Below are 24,175 nucleotides of genomic sequence, written 5' to 3' on the forward strand. Positions count from 1 at the left end.
AAGAGATGAAAGCTTCGATCCTTGCGGCTGGTGTTTCGTTGATGGCCCTTCCGGCCATGGCGGATCAGCCAGTTCTGACTGTCTATGCTGGCGATTACTTTACGTCTGAATGGGGCCCCGGCCCTGCCATCGAAAAAGGGTTCGAGGCGTTCTGCGCTTGTGATCTGCAATTTTCGGTGGGCGACCTGCTGCCGCGCGTCCTGCTGGAAGGCGACAAGACAGAGGCGGATGTGGTGATTGGTCTGACGACCGATGTGCTGAAACGCGCGCGTGAGGCGGGTGTGTTTGGGACGCACGGGCAGGATCTGTCGGCCCTGACCCTGCCGGTCCAATGGAGTGACGACACCTTTATCCCGTTCAACTGGGGTCATACGGCCTTCATCTATGATGAAACGCGCATGGCCACCCCGCCAGCGAGTTTCGATGACCTGCGCAAGTTGCCCGAGGGTGTGAAGGTGGTCATTCAAGACCCGCGCACCTCGATTTCCGGGCTGGCCTTGGTTCTGTGGGTGAAGTCCGTTTATGGCGATCAGGCAGGGGCATTCTGGGCCGATCTGGCACCCCATATCCTGACTGTGACGAAGGACTGGTCTGAGAGCTATGGTCTGTTCACCGATGGTGAAGCCGACATGGTGCTGAGCTATACGACCTCGCCCGCCTATCACATCTTTGCCGAGAATGACCTGACCAAGAAGGCCGCGATCTTTCCTGAAGGTCATTACTTCATGGCAGAAACCGTGGGCAAAATTGCCGGGACCGATCAGCCGGAACTGGCGAACAAGTTCATGGCATGGGTTCTGAGTGAAGAGTTCCAGACCATGATCCCGGTGGCAAACTGGTCGCTGCCGTCGGCATTGCCAAAGGAGAAGTGGCCAGCAGGCTGGGCAGAACTGCCATTGCCGGAAACCGTTCTTTTCCTGAACGAGGATGAGGCCGAGGCTGCGCGGGAAGGCGCGATCGAGGAATGGCGCGCCGCGCTTTCTCAGTAATCGGGGCAGGCGTCGCGGCATTGGTCGCGGCGCTGACCCTTTTGCCTCTTGGCGCGGTTTTTCTGCGCGCCGGGGGGTGGCCGGAATTTGGGCCGGGTGATGGGGCAGCGGTGCGCTTTACGCTGACGCAGGCCCTGATCTCGGCCCTTGTTTCCTGTGTGTTGGCCGTTCCCGTTGCACGGGCCTTGGCGCGACGTGATTTTCCCGGACGCGGTCTGTTGATTGCGGTGATGGGCGCACCCTTTATCCTACCTGTCATCGTGGCGGTTCTGGGTCTGGTTGCCGTTTTCGGGCGATCAGGCGTGGTGAATGATCTGTTGGGCCTGTTCGGGCTGCCGCGCCTTTCGATTTACGGTTTCGGTGGCGTCGTTCTGGCCCATGTCTTTTTGAACCTGCCTTTGGCGGTGCGGATGGTTCTGCAGGGGTGGCAGGCGATTCCGGCCGAGCGGTTCCGGCTGGCGGATGCGTTGGACCTTGGGCCGTCCGGGCGATGGCGGCATCTGGAATTGCCGATGCTGCGCGAGGTTCTGCCGGGGGCCTTTGTGGTGATCTTTGTTCTTTGTCTGACCAGTTTCGCCGTGGCCCTGACCTTGGGTGGCGGGCCAAAGGCCACGACGGTCGAGCTTGCGATCTATCAGGCGGTGAAATTCGATTTCGATCTGGGTCGGGCGGGGTTGCTTTCGGCGGTGCAGTTTGGGCTTTGCCTTCTGGCCGCGTTGATTGGCTGGCGTTGGGCCTTGCCTGCGGGGTTCGGTGCGGGGGTTGGGCGCAGTTTCGGCCTTGCTAGTGAGCGAGGTTGGCGGCTTTGGCTGGATGTCGTGGCGATCTTTCTGGCGGCACTGTTTCTGCTGGTGCCTTTGGGGGCCGTTATATTGCGCGGGCTGCCGGGGTTGATGGATTTACCCGAGGCGGTTTGGTGGGCGTTGGCGCGGTCTGTCATGGTGGCGGTATTGTCGATGGCGGTGACGATGGCCGCGGCTTTGGGCTTGGCGCTTGGCGCTGCATCGCTGGGCCAGAGGAGGTCGGCTGCGGCGATTGACGCGGCTGCAGCCTTGCCGCTGGCGGTCTCTGCGCTTGTCATGGGGATGGGCCTGTTTCTGATTGTGCAGCCACTGGTTCTACCGTCACGCGTTGCGTTGCCGGTGACGGTGCTGGTCAATGCCGTTCTGACCTTGCCCTTTGCCTATCGGTTGCTGGTTCCGCAAGCGCGGGCGCTGGAGGCCGATTACGGGCGCCTGTCCGCTGCGTTGGATCTGGGTGGCATGGCTTGGCTGCGGTGGGTTGCGCTGCCGCGCCTGGCACGTCCACTGGGGTTTGGTGCTGGAATATCGGTGGCCTTTTCGATGGGCGACCTTGGGGTGATCGCGTTGTTTGCGGGTGATCAGGGCGCGACCTTGCCCCTGGTGGTGCAGCGGTTGATGAGTGCCTATCGGATTGATCAGGCGATGTCGGCGGCTTTGGTCTTGGTTGTGGTGAGCTTTGCCCTGTTCTGGGCCTGCGACGCATGGGGGAGACGGCATGCTGTGGCTTGATGGGGTTCAGATCGAACAGGCTGGCTTTCGCCTTGCCGCAGATTGGCGGCTGGATCGAGGGGCGCGGGCAGCGGTGATGGGGCCCTCTGGGGCGGGGAAGTCGACTCTCCTGTCGGTGATCTCGGGTTTCCTGACGCCAGTTTCTGGCCGCGTGGTTTGGGAGGCGGAAGATTTGTCCGATGTTCCGCCCGGGAAGCGGCCGTTGAGCATTCTGTTTCAGGATCAGAACCTGTTTCCGCATCTGACGATCTCCCAGAACCTTGCGCTGGGTCTGCGGCCAGATATGCAGCTATCGGTCGAAGAAAAGGCGCGGATCGACGCGGTTCTTGAGCGGGTCGGTCTTGCCGGTCTTGCCTCGCGTCGCCCGGCGCAGCTTTCCGGCGGGCAGATGGGACGTGCGGCCTTGGCGCGGGCCTTGTTGCGGGCGCGACCGCTGTTGCTTTTGGACGAACCCTTTGCTGCCCTTGGTCCAGCCTTGAAGGCGGAAATGGTGGAACTGGTTGCCGAAGTGGCCGAGGAAACGGGTGCGACCGTATTAATGGTCACCCATGACCCGAAGGATGCGCAGAGCTTTTCCAGCAAAACGATTCTGGTGGCGGAAGGTTTGGCGCATCCGCCGAAGGAGACGCAGGCTCTTTTCGCAGATCCGCCGGATGTGCTGAAAGACTACCTTGGACGATAAAAAAAACCCCGCCGAAGCGGGGTTTTCTTTTGGGTCACTGTCCCGATGGGATCAGGCGGTTTTCTTGCCCTTCACGCCAGCCCAGATCTTCTTGTTCGTCAGATACAGAAGCGAGGACAGGATGATGAGGAACAGAACGGCCTTGAAGCCAGCTTCCTTGCGGGCCATCAGCTTTGGTTCTGCGGTCCACATCAAGAAGGCGGACACGTCTTCGGCCATGTGATGCACGGTCGATGGATGGCCATCGGCATAGGTCACTTGGTCGTCAGACAGCGGCGGGCCCATGGCGATCCAGCCACCCGGGAAGGCGGTGTTGCCGTAGAAGGTTGAACCTGCTTCTTCCTTCTCTTCGCCGGTGTAGCCGGTCAGGACCGAGTAGATGTACTCGGGGCCGCCGATGCCGCGGAAGAGTTGGTTGATGCCCGACCCATAGGGGCCGTGGAAGCCAGCGCGTGCTTTTGCCATCAAGGACAGGTCAGGCGCGTTCGACAGACCCGATTCAGGGAAGTGATCGGTCGCGGCACGCGGACGGTCTTCGCCGGTTTCCTTGTCGGTGATTTCGGCCAGCGACGCGGCATAGGCGCGAACCTGGTCTTCCGGTAGAGCCGGGCCACCGTCATCAGCCAAGGTGCGGATCGGCACGAACTTGAGCCCGTGGCAAGCCGAGCAAACCTCGGTGTAGACCTGAAGGCCACGCTGAAGCTGCATCTGGTCAAACTTGCCGAAGGGGCCTTCGAACGAGAAGGCGTGGTCTTCGATGTGACCTTCTGACCCGGCGGCCAGCGCCACCCCGCCCGAAAGGGCGAGGGCAGCTGCTGCGGAGAGTGCGATTTTCCTGATCATTTTACGTCAGTTCCTTTCTCACTCGGCCGGATGGGCTTTGGAGCCGTAGTGGGCATTGAAGTCTTCTTCGATGGTCGCAGGCTGGGCCAGCGGCTTCTCGATCACACCCAGAAGCGGGAGGATGATCAGGAAGTAGGCGAACCAGTAGGCCGAGGCGATCAGAGAGATCGTGGCGTAGGGCTCTTCCGCAGGCATGGCGCCAACCCACATCAGCACGACAAAGTCGATGCAGAGCAGGATGAACCACCACTTGAACATCGGGCGATAGCGGCCCGAACGGACCGACGAGGTGTCGAGCCAAGGCGCCAGAGCCATCACGGCAATCGCGCCGAACATCGCCAGAACGCCGAAGAACTTGGCGTCGATGATGCCGAAGGACAGCCAGTTGGCCGCGATCACGACCCAGACGTCAGCGGTGAAGGCACGCAGGATCGCGTAGAACGGCAGGAAGTACCATTCCGGAACGATATGTGCGGGCGTCGCCAGCGGGTTCGCTTCGATGTAGTTGTCGGGGTGGCCAAGGTAGTTCGGCATGAAGCCGACGATGGCAAAGAACACGGCAAGGATCACGGCAAGCGCGTAGACGTCCTTGATGACGTAGTACGGCCAGAACGGAACGGTGTCTTTCTTGGCTTCTTCCTTGCTGCCGCGACGCACTTCAACACCGGTCGGGTTGTTGTTGCCTGTGGTGTGGAAGGCCCAGATGTGAACGGCCACAAGAGCGGCGATCACGAAGGGCAGCAGGTAGTGCAGCGACAGGAAGCGGTTCAGCGTGGCGTTATCAACGGCGGGGCCACCCAGGAGCCAGGTCTGGATCGACGGCCCAATGCCGGGGATGGCGCCGAAGAGGCCGGTGATCACGGTCGCGCCCCAGAAGGACATCTGACCCCAAGGCAGAACGTAGCCCATGAAGGCAGTGCCCATCATCAGCAGGTAGATCACCATGCCGACAAGCCAGGTCACTTCACGCGGGGCTTTGTACGAACCATAGTAAAGGCCGCGGAAGATGTGCAGGTAAACGGCCACGAAGAACAGCGAAGCGCCGTTGGCGTGGATATAGCGGATCATGTACCCGCCATTCACGTTACGCATGATGTGTTCGACCGAGGCGAATGCCAGATCGACATGGGGGGTATAGTGCATCACGAGGATGATGCCGGTGACGATCTGCAGAACAAGACAGAAGGTCAGGATGATGCCCCAGATCCACATCCAGTTCAGGTTCTTCGGGGTCGGGATCATGAGCGTGTCATACATCAGACCCACGATCGGAAGGCGGCTGTGAAGCCACTTCTCGGCGCCCGACTTGGGCTCATAATGGTCGTGCGGAATTCCGGCCATGTTTGTTTACCTCAGCCAAGCTTGATGGTGGTTTCGTTTTCGAAAGCGGCAACCGGAACGTCGAGGTTGCGCGGTGCGGGCCCTTTGCGGATACGGCCAGCTGTATCGTAGTGCGAGCCGTGGCAGGGGCAGAACCAGCCACCGAATTCACCTGCGCCATCGCCCAGCGGAACGCAGCCGAGGTGGGTGCAAACGCCCATCATCACCAGCCATTCGCCGGCTTCATCCAGCGTACGGTTGGCGTCCGTTGCATCTGCGCCGGGTTTGTTGGCGTTCTGTGCGGCCTTGTCGATCGACAGGTCATCCAGCGACACGGCGCGGCCTGCTTCGATTTCTTCAGCAGAGCGGCGGCGGATGAACACCGGCTTGCCCAGCCATTTGACGGTCAGCTGGGTGCCGACTTCAACGGCCGAGACGTCGACAAAGATCGACGACAGCGCCTGAACGTCAGCCGAGGGGTTCATCTGGTTGACAAGCGGCCAAACCGCAGCACCGGTGGCAACAGCCCCGGCCCCGGCGGTGGCGTAATACAGGAAATCCCTGCGGGTGCCTGCGTTCTCTTCAGCGTGGGACACGAGCTCTTCTCCCTTCCGGGGCCGCACGGGACGCGACCCATAAGACATCTGGGGCAATGGTTGCCCATTACCCTGCCGGGCGGCTTTTAGCCAAGGCTTTGTCCCGCGTCCAGCGGACAAACGGGCGCATGCCCCATAGATTTGCAAGGAAACCCGCAGTTTGCGGCAATTTTGTTCGCTTCCTTGGGTGAAGATGCCAATCAGACTCGGATTTCTTGGATCAGGCGCAGAAGAAAGCCCGTAAAAAGCAGCCCTGCGGTGGCCTGCAAGAGCCAACCTGCGCGCAAATAGGCTTTCGCGGCTGCGGGCGTGGAAAAGGCCAGCGCGTAGGCGAGGTGAATCGTAAAGTAGAGGGCGCAGGCCCCAATGCAGAGCAGAGCGACGTCGCTGCTTTCCGCCGTTGCGATCGGGAAAAGGCCAAGGATCGCGAGCCACGAGGTCAGGGCCTTTGGATTAAAGGCGTTGACCATCAGCGCGCGACGAAATCCGGTGGCAAAGCCTGCCCTTTCGGGGGCGGTGGGAAAGCGGGCGCTGCGGGATTTGTACCCAAGCCAAGCCGCCCGAAAGTATCGCAAGGCAAACCAGCCCAAAAGCCCGATTGCGGCCACAGTCAAAAGGATTTGCGCGGTTGGAAGAATGCCGATCAGGGCGGAGAAGCCGAGGGTCATCCCAAGGCACCAGCCCGAAATCCCTAGGCCGACCCCACAGGCAGAGCCAAGGCCAGCCATTCGACCCGATCCCATCGACAGCGCAATTGTGGTCAGAACATTGGGGCCTGGCGTGACGATATTGGCGGCTAGGAAGCCCCAGACCGGAAGGAAATCGGCCAAGGGCAATGCCATCTTAGCCCTGTGGAATCGTTGCCTGCATGGACGGGCGCTTGGCGAAGGCTGCTTCCCAAGCCGCAAGTTTCTGGCGGCCTTTGCGCCAATCCCGGCTGCCATGCCGGAAATCAATGTAGCCGAGGGCGCAGGCGACGGCGATTTGGCCCATGTCCATCGGGCCGTTCAGATGGTCGATCCAGCGGGTTTCAAGAACATCCAGTGCCCGATCAATCTTGGACCATTGGCCTTCGACCCAAGGCGCATAGCGAATCTCTTCTGGGCGGATCCGCGATTCGTAGACCATCAGCAGGGCGGCATCGAGGATGCCATCGGCTGTGGCTTCGACCGTCAGCGTGTCCCAGCGTTTTGCACCGTCGGGGTAAAAGCGCCCCTTGTTCGACGAATCGAGGAATTGGCAAATGACGCGGCTGTCATAAAGTGTAGGCCCGTCTTCGCGGCAAAGGGCGGGGATTTTGCCAAGTGGATTCCGTTCGATCACGCCGGCATCGGGGGCAACCGGCGTGCCTGCGGCAGCGATCAATTCGATTCCTTCGATTCCAGCTTCGGCAATTAGGACAAGCACCTTGCGAACATAGGGCGAGGTGGGGGAGTGGAAGAGTTTCATTCAATTTCCTTCAGGCGAAGCCGAGCCAATAGCCCGGCATCGAATTCATAGGTCTTGCCACGGAATCGCAGGGTACGACGGATTCGCAGGGTGGCATTGCGCTGGCCGGGAGTATCCGCGGGCGCGTGGGATGTCACCCCCTCGCCCAAGTCATCTAAGGCATCTTCTGCCCGTTGGTCGGTGCGACCGGGCCAGCTATGGGCGGTCAGAGCGCGCTTTGCCGCCAAGCCGACCGCGGCAACCGCGCCAATCCGCAAGGCGAGTGGAAGCAAGGGGGCAAGGGGAAGTGGCATGGCCTTCTCCATTCTGGACCGCGCGGATGGTAGGCGCGGATTGCTGGCCTGTCCAATCAAACAATCGTCGGAAAAACAGGGTGTTGGCTGCTGGATGTTGGGGCATTTGGGCATTGACCGCGCAGGGTATGATCAGGAATGCTGGCGCTTTACCGTATTGCGAGTATCCACATGGCCGCGCCGCTTCTTGTTCGTAACCGGAATTACAGATTGTTGTTCGCGGCTGGTGCCTTGACCAACCTTGGAGATGGCATGGTGGCCTTGGCCCTGCCGTGGTTGGCGACGTTACTCACGCGCGACCCGATGGCAATTGCCACTGTGGCGGCAGCAAGCCGATTGCCTTGGCTGTTCTTTGCGATTCCTGCGGGTGTGATCGTTGATCGCACTGATCGGCGCAAGCTTGTGGCGCAGGCCGACATGCTACGGGCAGTATTGGTTGCAGCGATCTTGATGCTTGCCTTGGCTGGCCCGGTTCAAGGCGCGGTCTGGGTTCTTGCCGGGCTTGCCTTCTTGTTGGGTTCGGCCGAGGTTTTGCGGGACAATGCTGCCCAAACCATTTTGCCTTCGATTGTTGCCTCGGAAGACCTTGAAACGGCGAATGGTCAGTTGTGGAGCGCCGAACAATTGACCGGGCAGTTCCTTGGTCCGCCGTTGGCCGGTGCCCTGATCGCGATTGGCATTGCCATCCCGTTCGGTGTTGATCTGGGAGCCTTGGTTCTGGCTGCGGGTTTGGTGTGGATGATTTCCTTGAAACCGCAAGTGGCAGCGCCTGGGCGGTTCTTTGCGGCGATGGCTGAAGGGATTCGGTTCATGCGAGGGGATCCGATGCTGCTGCGGCTGGCGGTGATCCTTGGCCTTTCGAACTTCCTTGCGATGGCTGTGCTGACTGTTCAGGTGCTTTTTGCGCAAGAGGTGCTGGGATTGACCGCCGCAGAATATGGGGTGGTCCTTTCTGTCGCGGCAGCGGGCGCGATGTCAGGTTCGCTTGGGGCCGGCCGGATGATCCGCCTTTTCGGGCGGCAAGCCTGTTTGTTTCTTGCACTGGCGGTCTGGATGGCTGGCTATGCCGCCGTCGGCCTGTGCCAAAGCGGTATGGCGATGGCAGCGAGTCTTTTTGCCATCATGGCAGCTGCGATGCTGTGGAACGTGATCACCGTGTCTTGGCGGCAAAGGCGAATTCCGGCCCCGATTCTGGGACGTGTGAACAGCATCTATCGCTTCTTCGGCTGGGGCTCGATGCCCTTGGGCGCGATGGCTGCTGGGCTGCTGGTTGCGGCTTTGGAAGCCGATTGGGGACGCGAGGTTGCCCTGCGCGCCCCGTTCATGTTTGCGGCTGGATTAAGCCTTGGGGTGCTTTTCTATGCAGTGGCAAGGCTGAGGCTGGACTGACCCGAGCCGCTTCAGCCTTGTTTGACGGCGCGCATCAATCGGGCCAGCGTTTCAACATGCGCTTCTTGCTGTTGGACTGAAAGCGCGGCGGCGGCGCGTTCGCGAATTTCGGGCGTCTTGTTCTGGTTCAACTTCCATGTTCCCTGCACGTCACTGATGGCCAGCCGAAACGGTAAAATCATCCGCATCATGCGCGGCATCGCGTCTGGCGACATCTTGGCAGAGGTCCAAGGGGTCTTTGGCAAAAGCCTGCCTTCATGTTCGGCGCTGAGGGCATCGAGATGGGGCCTGAGAGACTCGGCAGGCAGGGCCGAAAGAGTGCCGCGCAGGTGAACGGCGATGTAGTTCCATGTTGGCACCTGATCTGGCACCTCGGAATGGGCGCCATACCAATCCGGGCTGATGTAATGATGTGGCCCCTGAATCGCCAGAAGCGCAGAACCGGGCAGGCTGGCCCGCGCGATCGGGTTTGACCGCGCCAGATGGATTTCGGCCGATGTGCCGCCTTCTGACAGGTGAAACGGGACATGCGCGGCCAAAGGGCCTTCGGGCCCGTTGATGGTTAGCATGCCAAACCCGATCTCGCGTGCGAAACTTAGGCTGTCAGGGATTGGAACTTGGCGAAATGCTGGATTTGGGTGCATGTGAATTACCGGCGGACTAGAACTATTGAGGAAGCGAAGGCCAGTAGAATTGCAGCCAAGTGAAGGACGGACGCAAACGGCAGCAGTGCTGCGGCCCTTACGCCCAGAATCGTCCCCCATCCTGGCGCCAAGAGAAGGGTGCCGAAAATGGCTCCGCCAATAATCAGGCCACCGTACAGAACGAAACCGTCGAGGATAACGCCGAAGGGGGCAGATTTCCGACCGACTAACGGAAGGATGATCCACTGGCCAAGGCCAGAGAAAGCTGCGATGGCCAATCCCTCTCCGACAGCGCCCCTTAGTTCTCCTACGACGAGGAAAAGCACGGTAACGGCGGTGGGGAGGGAGTACAGCAGACGTTCCCGGGTGGTGAGGTGGGCCATGCATTGTCCCCTGAAAGCGAAATAGCCAAAACGAAAAGGCCGCCCGGTTTCCCGTGGCGGCCTTATCTGTCCCTCGTCCCAAAGGACGAAAAGCACACGGGCATCAGCCCTGACGTGCCTTGTAACGCTTCTGCGTCTTGTTGATCACATAGACGCGGCCTTTGCGGCGCACGATCTGGCAATCGCGGTGACGCGTCTTCAGCGAGCGGAGCGAGTTGGCGACTTTCATGGTCGTCCCTTCCCTTGTCGCGGCGCATCACGCGCCAGATGAAAACATTTGCCCCCGAGAACGGGGGCGGCGAATGGTGGGCGGTACTGGGATCGAACCAGTGGCCACTACGATGTCAACGTAGTGCTCTACCGCTGAGCTAACCGCCCACTCTGGCCATCGCGTGATGTGTGCCCATAAGAAATGGGCGCGGTCACCCCGCGTCGGTGTGCGGGGGTCTATAGCCAGAGTCGCAGGGGGCCGCAAGGGGGTAAAGGCAGACAAATGGCGTGAAGATCGTTCTGTTGTGACATGAAAGGGAGGTTTGGCAAATCGGGAAAGGCAATTATAACAATAAGACGACCGGAGGTTTGATGCAGAACGAGGCTTATATTCTTAACCTTCCCGCCCGGCGCGAAACGCCGGTGGTTTTCTCTTCTCCGCACAGTGGCAGAGATTATCCGGCGGCCTTTCTGCAAACCACGGTGCTTGATCGGAATGCAATCCGGTCGTCTGAAGATGCGTTTGTCGATGAATTGTTCGATTCTGCGCCGCAGTTTGGTGCGCCTTTGATGGTTGCGCGTGCGCCACGCGCGTTTCTGGATCTGAACCGCGCCTTCGACGAATTGGACCCTGCGGTGATCGAAGGCGTGGAGCGGAGCGCGCATAACCCGCGTGTCGCCTCGGGTTTGGGTGTCATTCCCCGCGTTGTCGCCGGTGGACGGGCGATTTACCGCGGAAAGCTTTCCCGGATTGAAGCCGAGGATCGAATCGCCCGCTATTGGCACCCCTATCATGCGAGGCTGGGCAATCTCTTGGCCGAGTCGCATCGTGAGTTTGGCGTTGCTGTTCTGGTGGATTGTCATTCGATGCCGCGTGAGGCCATTGAAAACCATTCACGTCCAGGGACTCTTCGGCCACAGGTCGTACTTGGCGACAGGTTCGGCGCAGCGGTCGGCAGCGAGGTCATGGACAGGATCGAAGCTGCTTTTGTGCGGTCAGGTCTGAGGGTCAGTCGCAATGCCCCCTTTGCCGGGGCTTTCATCACACAAAACTACGGACGCCCATCGCGCGGTTTTCATGCCGTTCAGGTAGAGATCGACCGATCGCTTTATATGGATGAGGCACGGGTCGAAAAATCAGTTGATTTCGAAGATTTCCGCTTGCTTTTGCGCGGCGTGATTGCCGAGCTGGCAGAGATTGGCCGTTTGGATAAAGCACTAGCCGCCGAATAGAGGCTTGAGTGACGCGGCGCGAATTGGCTTTAATTCGGCCCGTATCTTGCCGAAGTTCCGCAGTAGGTACGGGTGTCCATCAATAAAGGTAGACGCCAGAGGGAAAGAGCGGATGCATTTCAAGGCTTGGGTGAAAACAGGCTTCGGACCTTGTGCCGGGGCATTGTGTGGGCATAACTGCAAGGGCTGCCGATCAATCCGGGGAAGAGCATGAAAATTCACCCACTTCTTCTTTGCGGTGGTTCGGGAACCCGGCTTTGGCCGCTTTCTCGAAAATCTTATCCCAAGCAATTCACGCGGGTGACGGGCGAGGTCAGCCTATATCAGATGGCCGCTCAGCGATTGGCGGGATCCTCTTTTGCGCCACCGATAGTGATCGGTGGGAATGACTTTCGATTCATTATGGTCGAACAACTTGCAGCCGTAAGCATCGCGCCGCAATGCGTTCTGATCGAACCCGAAGGCCGCAATACTGCTCCGGCGATTCTGGCGGCGGCGCTTTACCTGTTCAACCGTGATCCTGATGCTCTGATGCTTGTTGCGCCATCGGACCATGTCATCCCCGATGCCGAAGCTTTCCGGCGGGCCGTTTTTGCGGCTGCGCCTCGCGCAGAAGCCGGAGATATGGTGACGTTCGGCATTACGCCGACGCGGCCGGAAACGGGCTATGGCTATCTTGAACTGGCCGACGGCGCGACGATGAAGGCCGATACGCCTCAGGCGTTGAAGCGCTTTGTCGAAAAGCCAGAGGCATCCGTCGCTGAAGAGATGGTAAAATCCGGACGGTTCCTGTGGAACGCTGGCATTTTCCTTTTCACGGCGCGGTCTTTGATTGCTGCTTGTGAGCGGCATGCCCCCGAACTCATTGCGCCAGTGCGGGCGGCTGTGGCATCGGCCGAGCAGGACCTGTCCTTCTTGCGGCTGGATCCAGCCGCATGGCAGGGTGTTCCAGACATTTCAATCGACTATGCAGTGATGGAAAAAGCCGACACTCTTTCGGTCATGCCCTTTTCGGCGGGATGGTCTGATCTTGGGGGGTGGGATGCCGTCTGGCAAGAGGCAGGGCCGGACCAGTACGGAAACGTGGTTTCACCGCATGCCACTGCCATTGACTGCCAGAACAGCTTGCTGCGGTCCGAGACGGATCGGATGGAACTTGTTGGAATTGGGTTGGAGGGGATGATCGCTGTTGCCACGACCGATGCCGTTCTTGTGGCCCACAAGAAAGATGCACAGCGCGTCAAGGAAGCGGTCGATGCGATGAAACGTCAGAAACGGCCGCAAGCAACGAGCTTTCCAACGGATCATCGGCCGTGGGGAATGTTTGAAAGCCTTGTTATCGGTCCGCGCTTTCAGGTCAAGCGGATCACGGTCAAACCGGGCGGTGCGCTGAGTCTGCAATCCCATCATCATCGCTCGGAGCATTGGATTGTTGTCGAGGGTACGGCGCGGGTTACGATTGGGGATCAAGTCAAGCTCGTTAGTGAAAACCAATCGGTCTACATCCCGTTGGGTGCGAAGCACCGGATGGAGAACCCCGGCAAGGTTCCGATGGTGCTGATCGAGGTGCAGACGGGCAGCTATCTGGGCGAGGACGACATCATCCGATACGAGGATGTTTACGCTCGGGGCCAAGGTGCGAAAGGCTAGACCCGATTGCCGGCGCAAGGCCGAAGGGAAGATTTTCCAACAGTCCCGGAACAACGGGAACAGACATCTGGCGGGTAAGAAAAGCTGCGAAAGCCGCCTTTTTGCGTCGGATGGGGTGGAATTCCGGTCCTTTCTACCCAATCTGCCGATTACTCTCTTGGATCAGAGGCAATAATCTGTAATTCCCCCGGCCAGATCGGAACAGCGACAATGAGCAAAATAGAATGGTAAATCCAGATCCGTCGTCTGCCCAAATCAACTTGACCCACCTTCAGCGGCTCGAGGCAGAGAGTATTCACATCATGCGCGAGGTTGTGGCGAATGCCGAAAACCCGGTGATGCTGTATTCCATTGGTAAAGACAGCGCCTGCATGCTGCATCTGGCCAAGAAAGCTTTCTATCCGGCGCCGCCTCCTTTCCCGTTGTTGCATGTCGACACGACGTGGAAGTTCAAGGCGATGTATGAAATGCGCCAGCGTGCTGCTGACGAGGCCGGGATGAAGCTGATCGTGCATCAGAATCCCGAAGCCAAGGCGCAAGGGATCAATCCCTTTGACCACGGCGGTCTGCACACGGACATGTGGAAGACCGAGGGTCTGAAACAAGCCTTGACCAAGTACAACTTCGACGTGGCCTTTGGGGGCGCGCGTCGTGACGAAGAAAAGAGTCGCGCGAAAGAGCGCGTCTTCTCGTTCCGCTCGGCCAATTACCGTTGGGACCCAAAGAACCAGCGGCCCGAGCTTTGGAAGCTTTACAACACCCGCAAGTCCAAGACGGAATCCATCCGCGTCTTCCCGCTGTCGAACTGGACCGAACTGGATATCTGGCAATATATCCACCTCGAAGGCATCGACATCGTGCCGCTTTACTTCAGCGCGCCGCGTCCGACAGTCGAACGCAATGGCCTGCTGTTGATGGTGGATGACGAACGTTTTCCGCTGGAAGCCAGTGAAACGCCGGTCATGCGGTCGGTCCGTTTCCGGACGCTTGGCTGCTATCCGTTGACTGGGGCAGTTGAGTCTGAGGCCAAGACCCTTCCCGAAGTCATTCAAGAAATGCTTCTGACTACGACCTCCGAACGTCAGGGCCGCGCCATTGACCATGATCAGGCGGCGAGCATGGAGAAGAAGAAGCAAGAGGGGTATTTCTGATGACCACAGATACGAAAGATCCCGTCTACATCGCGGACCAGCTGATCGCCGATGACATCGACGCCTATCTGGAAAAGCACCAGCACAAGACGATGCTGCGTTTCATCACCTGCGGGTCAGTGGATGACGGCAAATCGACTCTGATCGGCCGTTTGCTCTACGATTCAAAGATGATCTTTGAAGATCAACTGGCCAGCCTGGAACGCGACTCCAAAACGGTAGGTACGCAGGCCGGTGAAATCGACTTCGCGCTACTGGTGGATGGCCTGGCGGCGGAACGCGAACAGGGCATCACCATCGACGTGGCCTACCGCTTCTTTGCCACCGACAAGCGCAAGTTCATTGTGGCCGACACGCCCGGCCACGAACAATATACTCGTAACATGGTCACCGGCGCATCGACCGCCGACCTTGCCGTTATCCTGATCGACGCGCGCCAAGGTGTGCTCACGCAGACCCGGCGGCACAGCTATCTGGTGCAGCTGTTGGGCATCCGTAACGTGGTGCTTGCCATCAACAAGATGGACCTTGTCGGTTACAGCCAAGAGCGGTTCTACGAAATCGTCAAGGATTACAGCCATTTCGCCAAACAGATCGGAATGGAAAGCTTCCTGCCTATTCCGATTTCGGGGCTGAAGGGCGACAACATCGTGTCCCGCAGCCCGGCAATGCCGTGGTATCAGGGGCCGTCGCTGCTGAGTCATCTGGAAGAGGCCGAGATCAACACGTCTCGGATGCAGGATGCGGCGTTCCGGATGCCGGTTCAGTGGGTCAACCGCCCGAACCTCGATTTCCGGGGCTTTGCCGGCCAGATCGGCTCGGGCGTCGTGCGTCCGGGTGATGCGATCCGTGTCCTGCCGTCCGGGCGGACGACGACGGTCAAGTCCATCGTCACTTATGATGGCAATCTGGATGTTGCGGTTGCCGGTCAATCGGTCACGCTGACCTTTGCTGACGAAGTCGACTGTTCGCGTGGGGATGTCATCACCACGGCGGATGAACCCTGCGAAGTGGCGGATCAATTCGAATCGACACTGGTCTGGATGTCTGAGGCCGAAATGCTGCCCGGCCGCCCTTATCTGTTGAAGATCGGGACGCAGACCGTGACGGCCACGGTGACCGAGCCAAAGTATGAGGTCAACGTCAACACGCTGGAACATACGGCGTCGAAAACGCTGGGTCTGAACGCCATTGGCGTGGTCAATATCTCGACCGACCGCCCCATTCCGTTCGAAGCTTATCGGGCCAACCCGGATTTGGGTGGGTTCATCCTGATCGACCGGATGACCAATGCCACCGTCGCCGCCGGGATGATCCACTTTGCTTTGCGCCGCAGCCAGAACATTCACTGGCAGGCCGTCGACATCAATCGCGAAGCCCATGCCGCGCAAAAGAACCAAAAGCCCGCCGTGGTTTGGTTCACCGGGCTTTCCGGTTCAGGCAAATCGACCATCGCGAACCTGGTGGAAAAGAAGCTGCACGCTTTGGGCAAGCACACTTTCCTTCTGGATGGTGACAACGTACGTCATGGCCTGAACCGCGACCTTGGCTTTACAGATGCCGACCGAGTGGAAAACATCCGCCGTGTGGGTGAAGTGGCAAAGCTGATGACCGATGCAGGTCTGATCGTTCTGACCGCCTTCATTTCGCCCTTCCGATCGGAACGGCGGATGGTGCGTGATCTGATGGCTGATGGAGAGTTCATCGAGGTCTTTGTGAACACCCCCTTGGAGGTGGCCGAAGCCCGCGATGTAAAGGGTCTCTATAAGAAGGCGCGTTCCGGACAGCTTAAGAACTTTACCGGCATCGACAGCCCCTACGAGGCTCCCGATGCAGCGGAACTGGTTGTGGACACGGTTTCGCTGTCTGCCGAAGAAGCTGCTGACAAAGTCGTATCTGCTATCTTGGCACGTTAAGACAAATTGGGGCGGGCAGAGGGTCTCTGCCCGCCCTTGCCTCATCGTGCAGGGGTGTAAAGATGGACACAGCCTTGGTCACACGCGCGGATTTTCCGCATCTCGTCGACCATACGACGCGATGGAAAGACAACGATGTCTACGGACATATGAACAATGTCGTGCATTACGAATTGTTCGACAGCACCGTGAATCAATGGCTCATCCAAAGGGGCCTGTTGAATGTGACCGCATCAACGGCCATTGGTGTCGTCGCAGAATCCGGTTGCCGTTACTTGGCCGAGTTGAAGTACCCCGGTATGGTCACGGCCGGGCTTCGGGTGGCTCGTCTGGGAAATTCCTCGATCCGCTATGAACTGGCCCTTTTTGCCGAAGGCGAAGAAAAGGCTGCGGCGGTTGGGCATTTCGTGCATGTTTATGTCGATGCCCAGACTCGCAAACCTTGCCCTATCCCGACTGATACGCGTGCTGCGGCATCTTCGCTTATGGTGTGAAGTCTAGAACGAAAGAGAGCCGGACATGGCCCCAAAATTTGGTACAAGTGGTTTGCGTGGACTGGTTGTCGAGCTAACGGACACACTTGTTGGCGATTATGTCAGGGCGTTTGTGTCAAGCTGTCCCACTGGAACAGGACTTTGGGTCGGGCGTGATTTGCGACCTTCTTCGCCGGATATTGCCAAAGTCGTTCTAAGGGCAGCGCAAGAGATGGGGCTTGCAACGGTTGACTGTGGCGCTGTGCCGACGCCTGCATTGGCAATGGCAGCAATGTCTGCGGGGGCTGCCGCAATCATGGTGACCGGTAGCCATATTCCGGCCGACCGGAACGGGCTGAAGTTCTACGTTCCGGATGGAGAAATCTCGAAATCGGACGAAGCGGCGATTTTGGCGTCTCTCGGTCAATCAGCGCCGCAAAAACACGAAGTCTATCCAACTGTCTTGAGCACTTCGGTTGGGGCGGACTGGGTGAACCGTTATACGCAGGCTTTTGGCGACCGCGCTCTTCATGGATTGCGATTGGGCGTCTGGACCCATTCCGCAGTCAGCCGTGATCTTTTGCTTTCCGCGATTGCCTCAATGGGCGGCGAGGCGATCGACCTTGGGCGATCCGAGACTTTTGTGCCGGTAGATACCGAAGCCGTGCCCGCAGCCGTGCGCCAGCAATTGGATTCTTGGGTTTCCAAGCATCAGCTTGATGCGATCCTATCGACCGATGGAGACGGAGATCGACCACTGTTGGTCGATGAAACCGGTGCCGTGGTGCCCGGCGATGTTTTGGGCCAGATCACCGCTGCGGTGATCGGTGCCAAGGAGGTCGTAACCCCTGTCAGTTCAAACACTGGTGTCGAAAAGGGTGGGAAATTTCTCCACATCACCAGAACCCGCATCGGTTCGCCCTATGTGATTTCCGGAATGCAATCTGCTGGTCCGGGGGCAAAAGTGGTTGGCTATGAAGCCAACGGGGGGTTCCTCCTCGGATTCAAGGCGAGCGGCCCCGCAGGCATGCTTGACCCGCTCTGGACGCGAGACAGTCTGTTGCCGCTGATTGCAGTGCTGACTCGGGCCAAAGCTCTTGGGCGACTGTCTTCGGTCGTTGCGGCTGAGCCCAAGCGTTTTACCGCGACTGACCGTCTGGAAGACATTCCAACAGATCGCTCCAAGGCGCTTATCGCTGGCTTCGAGGCAGACCCCGCAGCCCTTGGACGTTTCCTGTCAGGTGTAGGGGACCAGCAAGTCTCGATAGATCGGACCGATGGCCTTCGTATTACCTTGGCTTCAGGGCGGATCCTTCACATGCGTCCCTCCGGCAACGCGCCGGAATTCCGGCTCTATGTCGAGGCGGACAGTCCAGACCTTGCCCGCGAGATGGTCGAAACCGGGCTTCGACAGTTGAAGACGCTGCTTCTCTCTGGCCAAGATTAATCGCTATCGCAACGCCCGGCCCTTGATGATTGCGTCTGTACCAAAGCGGGCCCGGATCGCATCTGTCGCCCGCTCGGCTGCTGCGCGTTTGCCAGCATCCGGATCCAAAAGATCGCCGGAACGGTCGGCATCCACTTCTGGGCAAAGATCCGAGAGTCCGACCCCGATCAGGCGATAGGGGCCGTTTGCACCGCTATGGGCAAACAGATCGCGCGCCGCACGATATATCCTGTCTGCAACCTGTGTGGGGTCGGGCAGCGAGTGGCGCCGGGTAACCAGTTGAAAATCGCCCTTCTTCAGCTTCAATGTCACGGTGCGACCGGCAAGGGCCTTTGCCTTGGCCCGGTCCGATACTTGTTCGGCCAAACGCCAGATATGACCATCCAACAAGTCAGGGTCGGACGTATCTTCGAAGAACGTGGTTTCCTTTGAGATCGACTTCAGCTTTTCAGCCCGGTTGACGCGGCGGGTATCCAATCCGCGCGCCAGATGCCAAAGTCGGTCTCCCATCTGCCCGAAGCGCACCGTCAGGTCGCCCCTGTCCCATCGCAAAAGATCCGCAATCGTGCGGATGCCTGCCTGCTCCAAGGCTGTCTGGGTGGCGGTTCCGACGCCCCAGATGATCCGTACGGGCTTTGACGCCAAGAAGCCTTGCGTTTCCGCCGCGCCGATCACGGAAAACCCGCGTGGTTTGTCGAGGTCAGAGGCAATCTTTGCCAGAAACTTGTTGTGGGAAAGCCCGACAGAGCCGGAAACACCCAAGTCTTCCTCCATCCGTTTCACCAATCGGGCGAGCAGAACGGCAGGAGGCGCCCCGTGCAGGCGGCTGGTACCGGTCAGGTCCAGAAAGGCTTCGTCCAGTGAGAGCGGTTCAATCGAAGGCGTCAACTCTTCCATCATGGCGCGAATCTGGCGGCTGACTTCGACGTAACGCGAAATACGCGGCTTGATCACGACCGCTTCGGGGCAAAGCTTGAGCGCCTGAAACATCGGCATTGCCGAACGAACACCCTTAATGCGTGCGATATAGCAGCAGGTCGACACAACACCGCGCTGCCCACCACCGACAATGACGGGCTTGGCGGCAAGGCTGGGGTCGTCGCGCTTTTCGACGCTGGCGTAAAAGGCGTCGCAGTCCATATGCGCGATGGAGAGGTTGAAGAGTTCGGGGTGGGAAAAGACCCTTGGGCTGCGGCAATGTGGGCAGCGTCCGCGCGGCGGGGCTGCATCAAGAACGGTCAGGCAATCGCGGCACAGGCTGGGCATGATGCACCCAGTCTAGCAGCGCCGAGTGTCGGTTGGAAAGCATAGGCGGGGGGACTTCGCGTCCCCCCGCGATGAATTGGCGGTGCCAACTCATCTCCCCCCTGCGGGATATTTGGACCAAGATAAAGGCAGCAGGCCCGCTTAGGCGGCAGCCGGTGCCGGGCGACCCAGAGAAGTCGGGCGGCGTGTTGCCTTTTCATAGCGCGAGAATCCCAAATCGCGGCTTTCGATTTCGGTTGCGCGGCCCGAAATGATATCGGAAAGGACGCGCGCCGAGCCTGCAGCCATCGTCCAGCCAAGAGTGCCGTGGCCGGTGTTCAGAAACAGGTTGGCGATTGGCGACCGTCCAACGATCGGAGTGCCATCTGGCGTCATCGGGCGCAGACCGCACCAGAAGCTGGCTTGGCTTTGATCGCCGGCCCCGCCGAACAGGTCTTCGACCGAATGGACAAGCGTGCGCTTGCGCTTTTCCGAAAGGCTGAGGTCGAAACCCGCGATTTCGGCCATGCCGCCGACGCGAATACGGTCGCCCAGACGGGTGATGGCGATCTTGTGGGTTTCGTCCATGACGGTCGAGATCGGTGCGCGTTCAGCGTCGGTGATTGGCACCGTGATCGAATAGCCCTTTACCGGATAGACCGGCAGTTTGATCCCCAGCGATTTGACCAGACGCGGGGAATAGCTGCCCAAGGCCAGAACAAAAGCATCAGCGGTAAACAGTCCTTCGGACGTTGCCACGCCGGTGATGCGGCCGGCTTCGGTAATCATATGGTCGATGCTGACACCGTGACGGAAGGTGACGCCCAGATTTGCAGCCTTGGCTGCAAGTCCTTGGGTGAACTTGAAGCAATCGCCTGTTTCATCCTTGGGCAGACGCAGGCCGCCGGCGATTTTATGGCGGGCATCGGCCAGCCCCGGTTCAGCGGCAAGGCAGCCATTCACATCCAGAACCTCAAAAGGCACGCCGCCTTCGCGCAGGACTTCAATGTCTTTTGCGGCGCCATCCACCTGCTTTTGCGTGCGGAAGAGTTGCAGCGTGCCTTGTTGGCGTTCGTCAAAGGACAAACCGGTCTCGGCCCGAAGGTCAGTCAGGCAATCGCGGGAGTATTCGGCAAGGCGCACCATGCGGGCCTTGTTGGTTTGATAAGCCTTGGTCGTGCAGTTCGACAGCATTTGTGTCATCCAGCGGATCTTTTCAGGATCGGGACGCGGCTGGATGATCAGGGGAGCATGCTCCATGAACATCCACTTCAGGGCTTTCATCGGAATGCCGGGTGCTGCCCAGGGAGCCGAATAGCCGGGGCTGATTTCGCCTGCATTGGCAAAGCTGGTTTCCATGGCTGCAGCGGGTTGGCGGTCAATCACCGTAACCTCATGCCCGTGGCGGGCCAGTTGGTAGGCCGTGGTTGTGCCGATGACGCCCGAACCAAGAACAACAACCTTCATGGGAGAACCTTTCGCGCAGGAGTGCTTTCTTAACTGATGCATCGAATGGAGCGGGATTTCTTAGCAATTGTTTCGGCTCTGAAGAGTTTCTTTGGGATTTTCTCTCTTTTCATTAGCTTTGATCGGGAGAAAGTTTCAGGAAGGCACGAATCTAGTGCAGATACTCCGATGATCTTCTGGAACTTCGCAATTTCATCCCGTTGCTTGCGCGACTGTTCGGGAAGGGCCATGTTGTTCCAATGGGTCTTTGAGTAGTGGGGTTTCTTGAATGGAATTGAACCAATTGATCGGTGGTAATGCGGTATTTCTTGCTATCGCTTTCTTTATCATCCTTTGCATTTTCCTTGGGGTGCGGATTGTCCCGCAGTCTGAAAAGCATGTTGTCGAAAGATTTGGGCGGTTGAGATCGGTGTTGGGGCCGGGGATCAACTTTGTGGTGCCGTTTCTGGATCGCGTCGCGCATAAGATATCGATCCTTGAGCGTCAGCTGCCGAACGCCAGCCAAGATGCGATTACGGCCGACAACGTGCTGGTGAAGGTGGAGACCAGCGTGTTTTACCGCATCACCGAACCGGAAAAGACCGTGTACCGTATCCGCGATGTGGATGCCGCGATTGCGACCACGGTTGCCGGGATTGTCCGCAGCGAGATTGGTAAGCTGGAGTTGGATCAGGTCCAGTCAAACAGGGCGCAACTGATTGAGCGCGTGCGTGAGCAGGTGCGGGCGATGGTTGATGACTGGGGGGTGGAGGTCACGCGGGCCGAGATTCTGGACGTCAATCTGGACGAGGCGACGCGGGCCGCGATGTTGCAACAGTTGAATGCCGAACGGGCGCGTCGGGCGCAGGTGACTGAGGCCGAGGGTAAGCGGCGGGCAGTGGAACTGGCGGCGGATGCGGCGCTTTATGCGGCAGAGCAGGAAGCGAAGGGCAAGAGGATAACCGCCGATGCCGAGGCCTATGCGACCTCGGCCATTGCGGTCGCGATCAAGGAGTCCGGTCTTGAGGCCGCGCAGTATCAGCTTGCGCTGGCTCAGGTCGAGGCGCTGTCCAAGGTTGCTTCAGGCACGGGCAAGCAGACGATCCTTGTGCCGGCGCAGGCTTTGGATGCCTTTGCGGATGCCTTCAAGATGCTGAAAGGACGCGGCTGATGTGGGCGGTCTGGTGGGTCTGGATCGTGGCGGGGTTCGCGCTGGGCGTGCTGGAAGTCATTGCGCCGGGCTATATCTTTCTGGGATTCGCAATCGGGGCCGTCGTCGTGGGGGCCGGTCTTGGGGTCGGGCTGCTGGGGGGCAGCTTACCTGCCCTGCTGCTGGTCTTTGCCTTGGCCTCGCTGGCCGCATGGTATGGGCTACGCCGGACCATGGGCGTGCGAGAGACGCAGGTCAAAATCTGGGACCGCGATATCAATGACAATTAGCGTCCCCGTCGGGGACGTTTTTTTATGTCAATGAAATCAGTGGGTTGTCTTCTGGGATTTACCCAATATTAAGAAATCGCGTCGATTTCCTCAAAAAGAGGCGGAGCAAGCACCGACCTACGCTTTCCGAGGCGGTAGTTCAGCAATCACGCGGCGGGCGGCTTCGGCCGGGTCTTGGTGCTGCCAGATCGGGCGTCCGACGACGATGTGATCGGCGCCATCGGAAATGGCCTGATGCGGCGTCGCGATACGCTTTTGGTCGCCTGTCGCGGCGCCGGTCGGGCGGACGCCGGGGGTGACGATCAGCTTGCCCTTGGCCTGCGGCAGGGCGCGGATCATCGCGGCCTCTTGCGGGCTGGCGATCACGCCATCGGCCCCCGCTTCCAGCGCACGGGCGGCGCGTTCCAGCGTGATTTCGTGAATGTCTCCGGGCACGATCATGTTTGCATCCAGATCGGCGCGGTCGAGCGAGGTGAGCACAGTTACAGCAAGGATTTTCGTCTGTGATCCCTTGCGGCCCTCGGCTGCGGCGCGGACAACTTGCGGGTCGCCATGCACGGTGAGAAAGTCGAGGTCATATTGGGCCAGACCACGCACGGCGGCTTCGACCGTTGCGCCGATGTCAAAGAGCTTCATATCAAGGAAGATGCGCTTGCCATGTTCCTGTTTCAGTTCGTTGGCCAGCGCAAGGCCCCCGCCTGTCAGCATGCCAAGGCCGATCTTGTAAAAGCTGGCCGCGTCGCCGATGCGACCGGCGAGGTCCATGCCCATGACAAGGTTTGGCACATCAAGTGCCACGATCAGACGGTCGTCGGCCATGGAAAGCTCCTGTTTGCGGGTGGGTTGCAGCCTCTTGCGGCGCGAGGCGCGGGGTGTCAAGTCTGCGAAGTGTTGCAGAGCGGCAAAGGGCGTGCGGATGATCCTGAGTTTCGATATCGGAGGGTCGCGGATCAAGGCGGCTTTGGCCGAGGGGCGCGCGGTCACGCCTTTGGGCGATGTGCCGACGCCAACACAGGATTTCGCGGCGTTTCTGGCGGCTTTGGCGGGATTTACGCGTGGGCGCGATCTGAAGGGCGTGGCCATTTCGATAGCGGGGATCGTAGCGCCGGAAACGGGGCGTATTCGGGTCGCGAATATCCCCTGTGCCGATGGCCGGGTTCTGGCGGATGAGCTTTCGGCGGGTCTTGGCCTGCCGGTGCTGATTTTGAACGATGCCGATTGCTTTGCCTTGGCCGAGGCCAAGCGGGGGGCTGGGCGCGGGCATGGGATTGTCTTTGGCGTCATTCTGGGCACGGGCGTTGGCGGCGGGTTGGTGATCAACGGGCAGGTTGTGCAGGGCGCGGGCGGATTTGCCGGTGAGTGGGGGCATGGGCCGATCTTGGCCGCGCCTTATGATTTTCCCTGTGGCTGCGGGTTGCGAGGGTGTGTCGATGCGGTCTGCGGTGCGCGTGGGCTAGAGCGGTTGTATCGGCAGTTGGTCCACGGTGAGGCGGGGTCAGCCGAGATTTTGGCGGCCTGGCATGCGGGCGAGGCCGGGGCTTCGGCCACGGTGGCGCAGTGGCTTTTGCTGATTGCGCCGGCCTTGGCGATGGTGGTGAACGTGATCGGGGCGTCAGTGGTGCCGGTGGGCGGCGGATTGGCCAATGACCGTGGGTTGATCGCGGCCTTGGATCAGGCTGTGCGGAAGGTCATCCTGCGCCAGACAGAGGCGCCGCTGGTGGTGCCTGCGGAATGCGGGATCGTGCCGGGACTGATTGGCGCGGCAGAGGCTGGGTTGGCGGCTTTTGGGTAAACCGATGCGCCGGGGTGACGGGGCGCGGCCTAAGCCGTGGCGGGGAACAGGC

25 protein-coding genes and 1 tRNA gene are annotated in these 24,175 nt (G+C 59.5%); 13 read left to right on the forward strand and 13 right to left on the reverse strand.

Annotated features, from left to right (window positions below):
- Positions 1-5: 5 nt before the first annotated feature.
- From ACSBLW_RS13810 to ACSBLW_RS13820, 3 genes are read left to right on the forward strand one after another with little or no spacing between them, the layout of a single operon-like run.
- Entirely contained in the window at positions 6-989 is a 984-nt protein-coding gene (locus ACSBLW_RS13810) for a thiamine ABC transporter substrate-binding protein (RefSeq protein ID WP_435257196.1), read from the forward strand.
- Positions 965-2,521, forward strand: coding sequence for a thiamine/thiamine pyrophosphate ABC transporter permease ThiP (locus tag ACSBLW_RS13815; RefSeq protein ID WP_435257197.1), 1,557 nt, complete (start codon positions 965-967; stop codon positions 2,519-2,521). The genes ACSBLW_RS13810 and ACSBLW_RS13815 overlap by 25 nt, the downstream gene beginning before the upstream one ends.
- Positions 2,508-3,203, forward strand: a complete 696-nt coding sequence (locus ACSBLW_RS13820) for a thiamine ABC transporter ATP-binding protein (protein WP_435257198.1) — start codon at positions 2,508-2,510, stop codon at positions 3,201-3,203. Before ACSBLW_RS13815 ends, ACSBLW_RS13820 begins: the two co-directional genes overlap by 14 nt.
- Positions 3,204-3,254: 51 nt before the next feature.
- Here the strand turns inward: ACSBLW_RS13820 and ACSBLW_RS13825 are convergent, their stop codons facing one another.
- The 6 genes from ACSBLW_RS13825 to ACSBLW_RS13850 all read right to left on the reverse strand — a co-directional run bounded on the left by ACSBLW_RS13825 (position 3,255) and on the right by ACSBLW_RS13850 (position 7,704).
- A complete protein-coding gene (locus ACSBLW_RS13825; RefSeq protein WP_435257199.1) occupies positions 3,255-4,046 on the reverse strand; it encodes a cytochrome c1 in 792 nt (263 codons plus the stop codon).
- Between the two features lie 18 nt (positions 4,047-4,064).
- Positions 4,065-5,387 carry a cytochrome b gene (petB, locus tag ACSBLW_RS13830; protein ID WP_435257200.1) on the reverse strand — a complete coding sequence of 441 codons (1,323 nt, stop codon included), beginning with the start codon at positions 5,385-5,387 and terminating at the stop codon, positions 4,065-4,067.
- An 11-nt stretch (positions 5,388-5,398) separates the two neighbouring features.
- Positions 5,399-5,962 carry a ubiquinol-cytochrome c reductase iron-sulfur subunit gene (gene petA, locus ACSBLW_RS13835; RefSeq protein WP_435257201.1) on the reverse strand — a complete coding sequence of 188 codons (564 nt, stop codon included), beginning with the start codon at positions 5,960-5,962 and terminating at the stop codon, positions 5,399-5,401.
- Positions 5,963-6,162: 200 nt separating this feature from the next.
- Positions 6,163-6,804 carry a LysE family translocator gene (locus ACSBLW_RS13840; RefSeq protein WP_435257202.1) on the reverse strand — a complete coding sequence of 214 codons (642 nt, stop codon included), beginning with the start codon at positions 6,802-6,804 and terminating at the stop codon, positions 6,163-6,165.
- A 1-nt stretch (position 6,805) separates the two neighbouring features.
- Complete coding sequence (locus ACSBLW_RS13845) at positions 6,806-7,411, reverse strand: glutathione S-transferase (protein ID WP_435257203.1); 606 nt, start codon at positions 7,409-7,411, stop codon at positions 6,806-6,808.
- Positions 7,408-7,704 carry a hypothetical protein gene (locus tag ACSBLW_RS13850; RefSeq protein WP_435257204.1) on the reverse strand — a complete coding sequence of 99 codons (297 nt, stop codon included), beginning with the start codon at positions 7,702-7,704 and terminating at the stop codon, positions 7,408-7,410. The genes ACSBLW_RS13845 and ACSBLW_RS13850 overlap by 4 nt, the downstream gene beginning before the upstream one ends.
- A gap of 171 nt (positions 7,705-7,875) precedes the next feature.
- Between ACSBLW_RS13850 and ACSBLW_RS13855 the strand changes: the two genes are divergently transcribed.
- The gene (locus ACSBLW_RS13855; protein ID WP_435260117.1) at positions 7,876-9,093 is read left to right on the forward strand and encodes an MFS transporter; all 1,218 of its coding nucleotides are present in this window, start codon (positions 7,876-7,878) and stop codon (positions 9,091-9,093) included.
- A gap of 11 nt (positions 9,094-9,104) precedes the next feature.
- Here the strand turns inward: ACSBLW_RS13855 and ACSBLW_RS13860 are convergent, their stop codons facing one another.
- The 4 genes from ACSBLW_RS13860 to ACSBLW_RS13875 form a co-directional block, all read right to left on the reverse strand.
- Positions 9,105-9,737 (reverse strand): FMN-binding negative transcriptional regulator, encoded by a 633-nt coding sequence (locus tag ACSBLW_RS13860; RefSeq protein WP_435257205.1) that lies wholly within the window; start codon positions 9,735-9,737, stop codon positions 9,105-9,107.
- Positions 9,738-9,742: 5 nt separating this feature from the next.
- On the reverse strand, positions 9,743-10,120 hold the full coding sequence (locus ACSBLW_RS13865; RefSeq protein WP_435257206.1) for a hypothetical protein: 378 nt from the start codon (positions 10,118-10,120) through the stop codon (positions 9,743-9,745).
- Between the two features lie 103 nt (positions 10,121-10,223).
- Positions 10,224-10,349 (reverse strand): type B 50S ribosomal protein L36, encoded by a 126-nt coding sequence (ykgO, locus tag ACSBLW_RS13870; RefSeq protein ID WP_100196728.1) that lies wholly within the window; start codon positions 10,347-10,349, stop codon positions 10,224-10,226.
- A 74-nt stretch (positions 10,350-10,423) separates the two neighbouring features.
- Positions 10,424-10,498: transfer RNA gene (locus ACSBLW_RS13875), tRNA-Val, on the reverse strand.
- Positions 10,499-10,702: 204 nt separating this feature from the next.
- Here ACSBLW_RS13875 and ACSBLW_RS13880 point away from each other — a divergent pair.
- From ACSBLW_RS13880 to ACSBLW_RS13905, 6 genes are all read left to right on the forward strand, one after another.
- Positions 10,703-11,563 carry an N-formylglutamate amidohydrolase gene (locus ACSBLW_RS13880; RefSeq protein ID WP_435257207.1) on the forward strand — a complete coding sequence of 287 codons (861 nt, stop codon included), beginning with the start codon at positions 10,703-10,705 and terminating at the stop codon, positions 11,561-11,563.
- Between the two features lie 210 nt (positions 11,564-11,773).
- A complete protein-coding gene (locus ACSBLW_RS13885; protein WP_435257208.1) occupies positions 11,774-13,213 on the forward strand; it encodes a mannose-1-phosphate guanylyltransferase/mannose-6-phosphate isomerase in 1,440 nt (479 codons plus the stop codon).
- Between the two features lie 224 nt (positions 13,214-13,437).
- Entirely contained in the window at positions 13,438-14,364 is a 927-nt protein-coding gene (gene cysD / locus ACSBLW_RS13890) for a sulfate adenylyltransferase subunit CysD (RefSeq protein ID WP_435257209.1), read from the forward strand.
- Positions 14,364-16,280: a sulfate adenylyltransferase subunit CysN gene (gene cysN, locus ACSBLW_RS13895; protein ID WP_435257210.1), complete on the forward strand. Its 1,917-nt coding sequence runs from the start codon at positions 14,364-14,366 to the stop codon at positions 16,278-16,280. The genes cysD and cysN overlap by 1 nt, the downstream gene beginning before the upstream one ends.
- Positions 16,281-16,342: 62 nt before the next feature.
- Positions 16,343-16,774 (forward strand): acyl-CoA thioesterase, encoded by a 432-nt coding sequence (locus tag ACSBLW_RS13900; RefSeq protein WP_435257211.1) that lies wholly within the window; start codon positions 16,343-16,345, stop codon positions 16,772-16,774.
- A gap of 25 nt (positions 16,775-16,799) precedes the next feature.
- Positions 16,800-18,200 carry a phosphomannomutase gene (locus ACSBLW_RS13905; RefSeq protein ID WP_435257212.1) on the forward strand — a complete coding sequence of 467 codons (1,401 nt, stop codon included), beginning with the start codon at positions 16,800-16,802 and terminating at the stop codon, positions 18,198-18,200.
- A gap of 3 nt (positions 18,201-18,203) precedes the next feature.
- Here the strand turns inward: ACSBLW_RS13905 and ACSBLW_RS13910 are convergent, their stop codons facing one another.
- Together ACSBLW_RS13910 and ACSBLW_RS13915 are read right to left on the reverse strand one after the other, a co-directional pair.
- Complete coding sequence (locus ACSBLW_RS13910; RefSeq protein ID WP_435257213.1) at positions 18,204-19,466, reverse strand: DNA polymerase IV; 1,263 nt, start codon at positions 19,464-19,466, stop codon at positions 18,204-18,206.
- Positions 19,467-19,607: 141 nt separating this feature from the next.
- Positions 19,608-20,912, reverse strand: coding sequence for a D-amino acid dehydrogenase (locus tag ACSBLW_RS13915; protein ID WP_435257214.1), 1,305 nt, complete (start codon positions 20,910-20,912; stop codon positions 19,608-19,610).
- A 268-nt stretch (positions 20,913-21,180) separates the two neighbouring features.
- Between ACSBLW_RS13915 and ACSBLW_RS13920 the strand changes: the two genes are divergently transcribed.
- Positions 21,181-22,062, forward strand: coding sequence for an SPFH domain-containing protein (locus tag ACSBLW_RS13920; protein WP_435257215.1), 882 nt, complete (start codon positions 21,181-21,183; stop codon positions 22,060-22,062).
- Positions 22,059-22,331 (forward strand): NfeD family protein, encoded by a 273-nt coding sequence (locus ACSBLW_RS13925; RefSeq protein WP_435260118.1) that lies wholly within the window; start codon positions 22,059-22,061, stop codon positions 22,329-22,331. The genes ACSBLW_RS13920 and ACSBLW_RS13925 overlap by 4 nt, the downstream gene beginning before the upstream one ends.
- Positions 22,332-22,448: 117 nt before the next feature.
- Here the strand turns inward: ACSBLW_RS13925 and pyrF are convergent, their stop codons facing one another.
- Complete coding sequence (gene pyrF / locus ACSBLW_RS13930) at positions 22,449-23,150, reverse strand: orotidine-5'-phosphate decarboxylase (RefSeq protein WP_435257216.1); 702 nt, start codon at positions 23,148-23,150, stop codon at positions 22,449-22,451.
- Between the two features lie 97 nt (positions 23,151-23,247).
- Here pyrF and ACSBLW_RS13935 point away from each other — a divergent pair, with 97 nt between their 5' ends.
- Complete coding sequence (locus tag ACSBLW_RS13935; RefSeq protein ID WP_435257217.1) at positions 23,248-24,123, forward strand: ROK family protein; 876 nt, start codon at positions 23,248-23,250, stop codon at positions 24,121-24,123.
- The last annotated feature ends 52 nt before the right edge of the window (positions 24,124-24,175 follow it).

The organism is Thioclava sp. FR2 (assembly GCF_051200875.1).
Classification (GTDB): Bacteria; Pseudomonadota; Alphaproteobacteria; order Rhodobacterales; family Rhodobacteraceae; genus Pseudotabrizicola.

Excerpts from the sequence above, each read along its gene's own strand:
- ACSBLW_RS13810 (WP_435257196.1), top strand. The coding sequence starts at position 6 with ATGAAAGCTTCGATCCTTGCGGCTGGTGTTTCGTTGATGGCCCTTCCG.
- ACSBLW_RS13815 (WP_435257197.1), top strand. The coding sequence starts at position 965 with ATGGCGCGCCGCGCTTTCTCAGTAATCGGGGCAGGCGTCGCGGCATTG.
- ACSBLW_RS13820 (WP_435257198.1), top strand. The coding sequence starts at position 2,508 with ATGCTGTGGCTTGATGGGGTTCAGATCGAACAGGCTGGCTTTCGCCTT.
- ACSBLW_RS13825 (WP_435257199.1), bottom strand. The coding sequence starts at position 4,046 with ATGATCAGGAAAATCGCACTCTCCGCAGCAGCTGCCCTCGCCCTTTCG.
- petB (WP_435257200.1), bottom strand. The coding sequence starts at position 5,387 with ATGGCCGGAATTCCGCACGACCATTATGAGCCCAAGTCGGGCGCCGAG.
- ACSBLW_RS13840 (WP_435257202.1), bottom strand. The coding sequence starts at position 6,804 with ATGGCATTGCCCTTGGCCGATTTCCTTCCGGTCTGGGGCTTCCTAGCC.
- ACSBLW_RS13845 (WP_435257203.1), bottom strand. The coding sequence starts at position 7,411 with ATGAAACTCTTCCACTCCCCCACCTCGCCCTATGTTCGCAAGGTGCTT.
- ACSBLW_RS13850 (WP_435257204.1), bottom strand. The coding sequence starts at position 7,704 with ATGCCACTTCCCCTTGCCCCCTTGCTTCCACTCGCCTTGCGGATTGGC.
- ACSBLW_RS13855 (WP_435260117.1), top strand. The coding sequence starts at position 7,876 with ATGGCCGCGCCGCTTCTTGTTCGTAACCGGAATTACAGATTGTTGTTC.
- ACSBLW_RS13860 (WP_435257205.1), bottom strand. The coding sequence starts at position 9,737 with ATGCACCCAAATCCAGCATTTCGCCAAGTTCCAATCCCTGACAGCCTA.
- ACSBLW_RS13865 (WP_435257206.1), bottom strand. The coding sequence starts at position 10,120 with ATGGCCCACCTCACCACCCGGGAACGTCTGCTGTACTCCCTCCCCACC.
- ykgO (WP_100196728.1), bottom strand. The coding sequence starts at position 10,349 with ATGAAAGTCGCCAACTCGCTCCGCTCGCTGAAGACGCGTCACCGCGAT.
- ACSBLW_RS13880 (WP_435257207.1), top strand. The coding sequence starts at position 10,703 with ATGCAGAACGAGGCTTATATTCTTAACCTTCCCGCCCGGCGCGAAACG.
- ACSBLW_RS13885 (WP_435257208.1), top strand. The coding sequence starts at position 11,774 with ATGAAAATTCACCCACTTCTTCTTTGCGGTGGTTCGGGAACCCGGCTT.
- cysD (WP_435257209.1), top strand. The coding sequence starts at position 13,438 with ATGGTAAATCCAGATCCGTCGTCTGCCCAAATCAACTTGACCCACCTT.
- cysN (WP_435257210.1), top strand. The coding sequence starts at position 14,364 with ATGACCACAGATACGAAAGATCCCGTCTACATCGCGGACCAGCTGATC.
- ACSBLW_RS13900 (WP_435257211.1), top strand. The coding sequence starts at position 16,343 with ATGGACACAGCCTTGGTCACACGCGCGGATTTTCCGCATCTCGTCGAC.
- ACSBLW_RS13905 (WP_435257212.1), top strand. The coding sequence starts at position 16,800 with ATGGCCCCAAAATTTGGTACAAGTGGTTTGCGTGGACTGGTTGTCGAG.
- ACSBLW_RS13910 (WP_435257213.1), bottom strand. The coding sequence starts at position 19,466 with ATGCCCAGCCTGTGCCGCGATTGCCTGACCGTTCTTGATGCAGCCCCG.
- ACSBLW_RS13915 (WP_435257214.1), bottom strand. The coding sequence starts at position 20,912 with ATGAAGGTTGTTGTTCTTGGTTCGGGCGTCATCGGCACAACCACGGCC.
- ACSBLW_RS13920 (WP_435257215.1), top strand. The coding sequence starts at position 21,181 with ATGGAATTGAACCAATTGATCGGTGGTAATGCGGTATTTCTTGCTATC.
- pyrF (WP_435257216.1), bottom strand. The coding sequence starts at position 23,150 with ATGGCCGACGACCGTCTGATCGTGGCACTTGATGTGCCAAACCTTGTC.
- ACSBLW_RS13935 (WP_435257217.1), top strand. The coding sequence starts at position 23,248 with ATGATCCTGAGTTTCGATATCGGAGGGTCGCGGATCAAGGCGGCTTTG.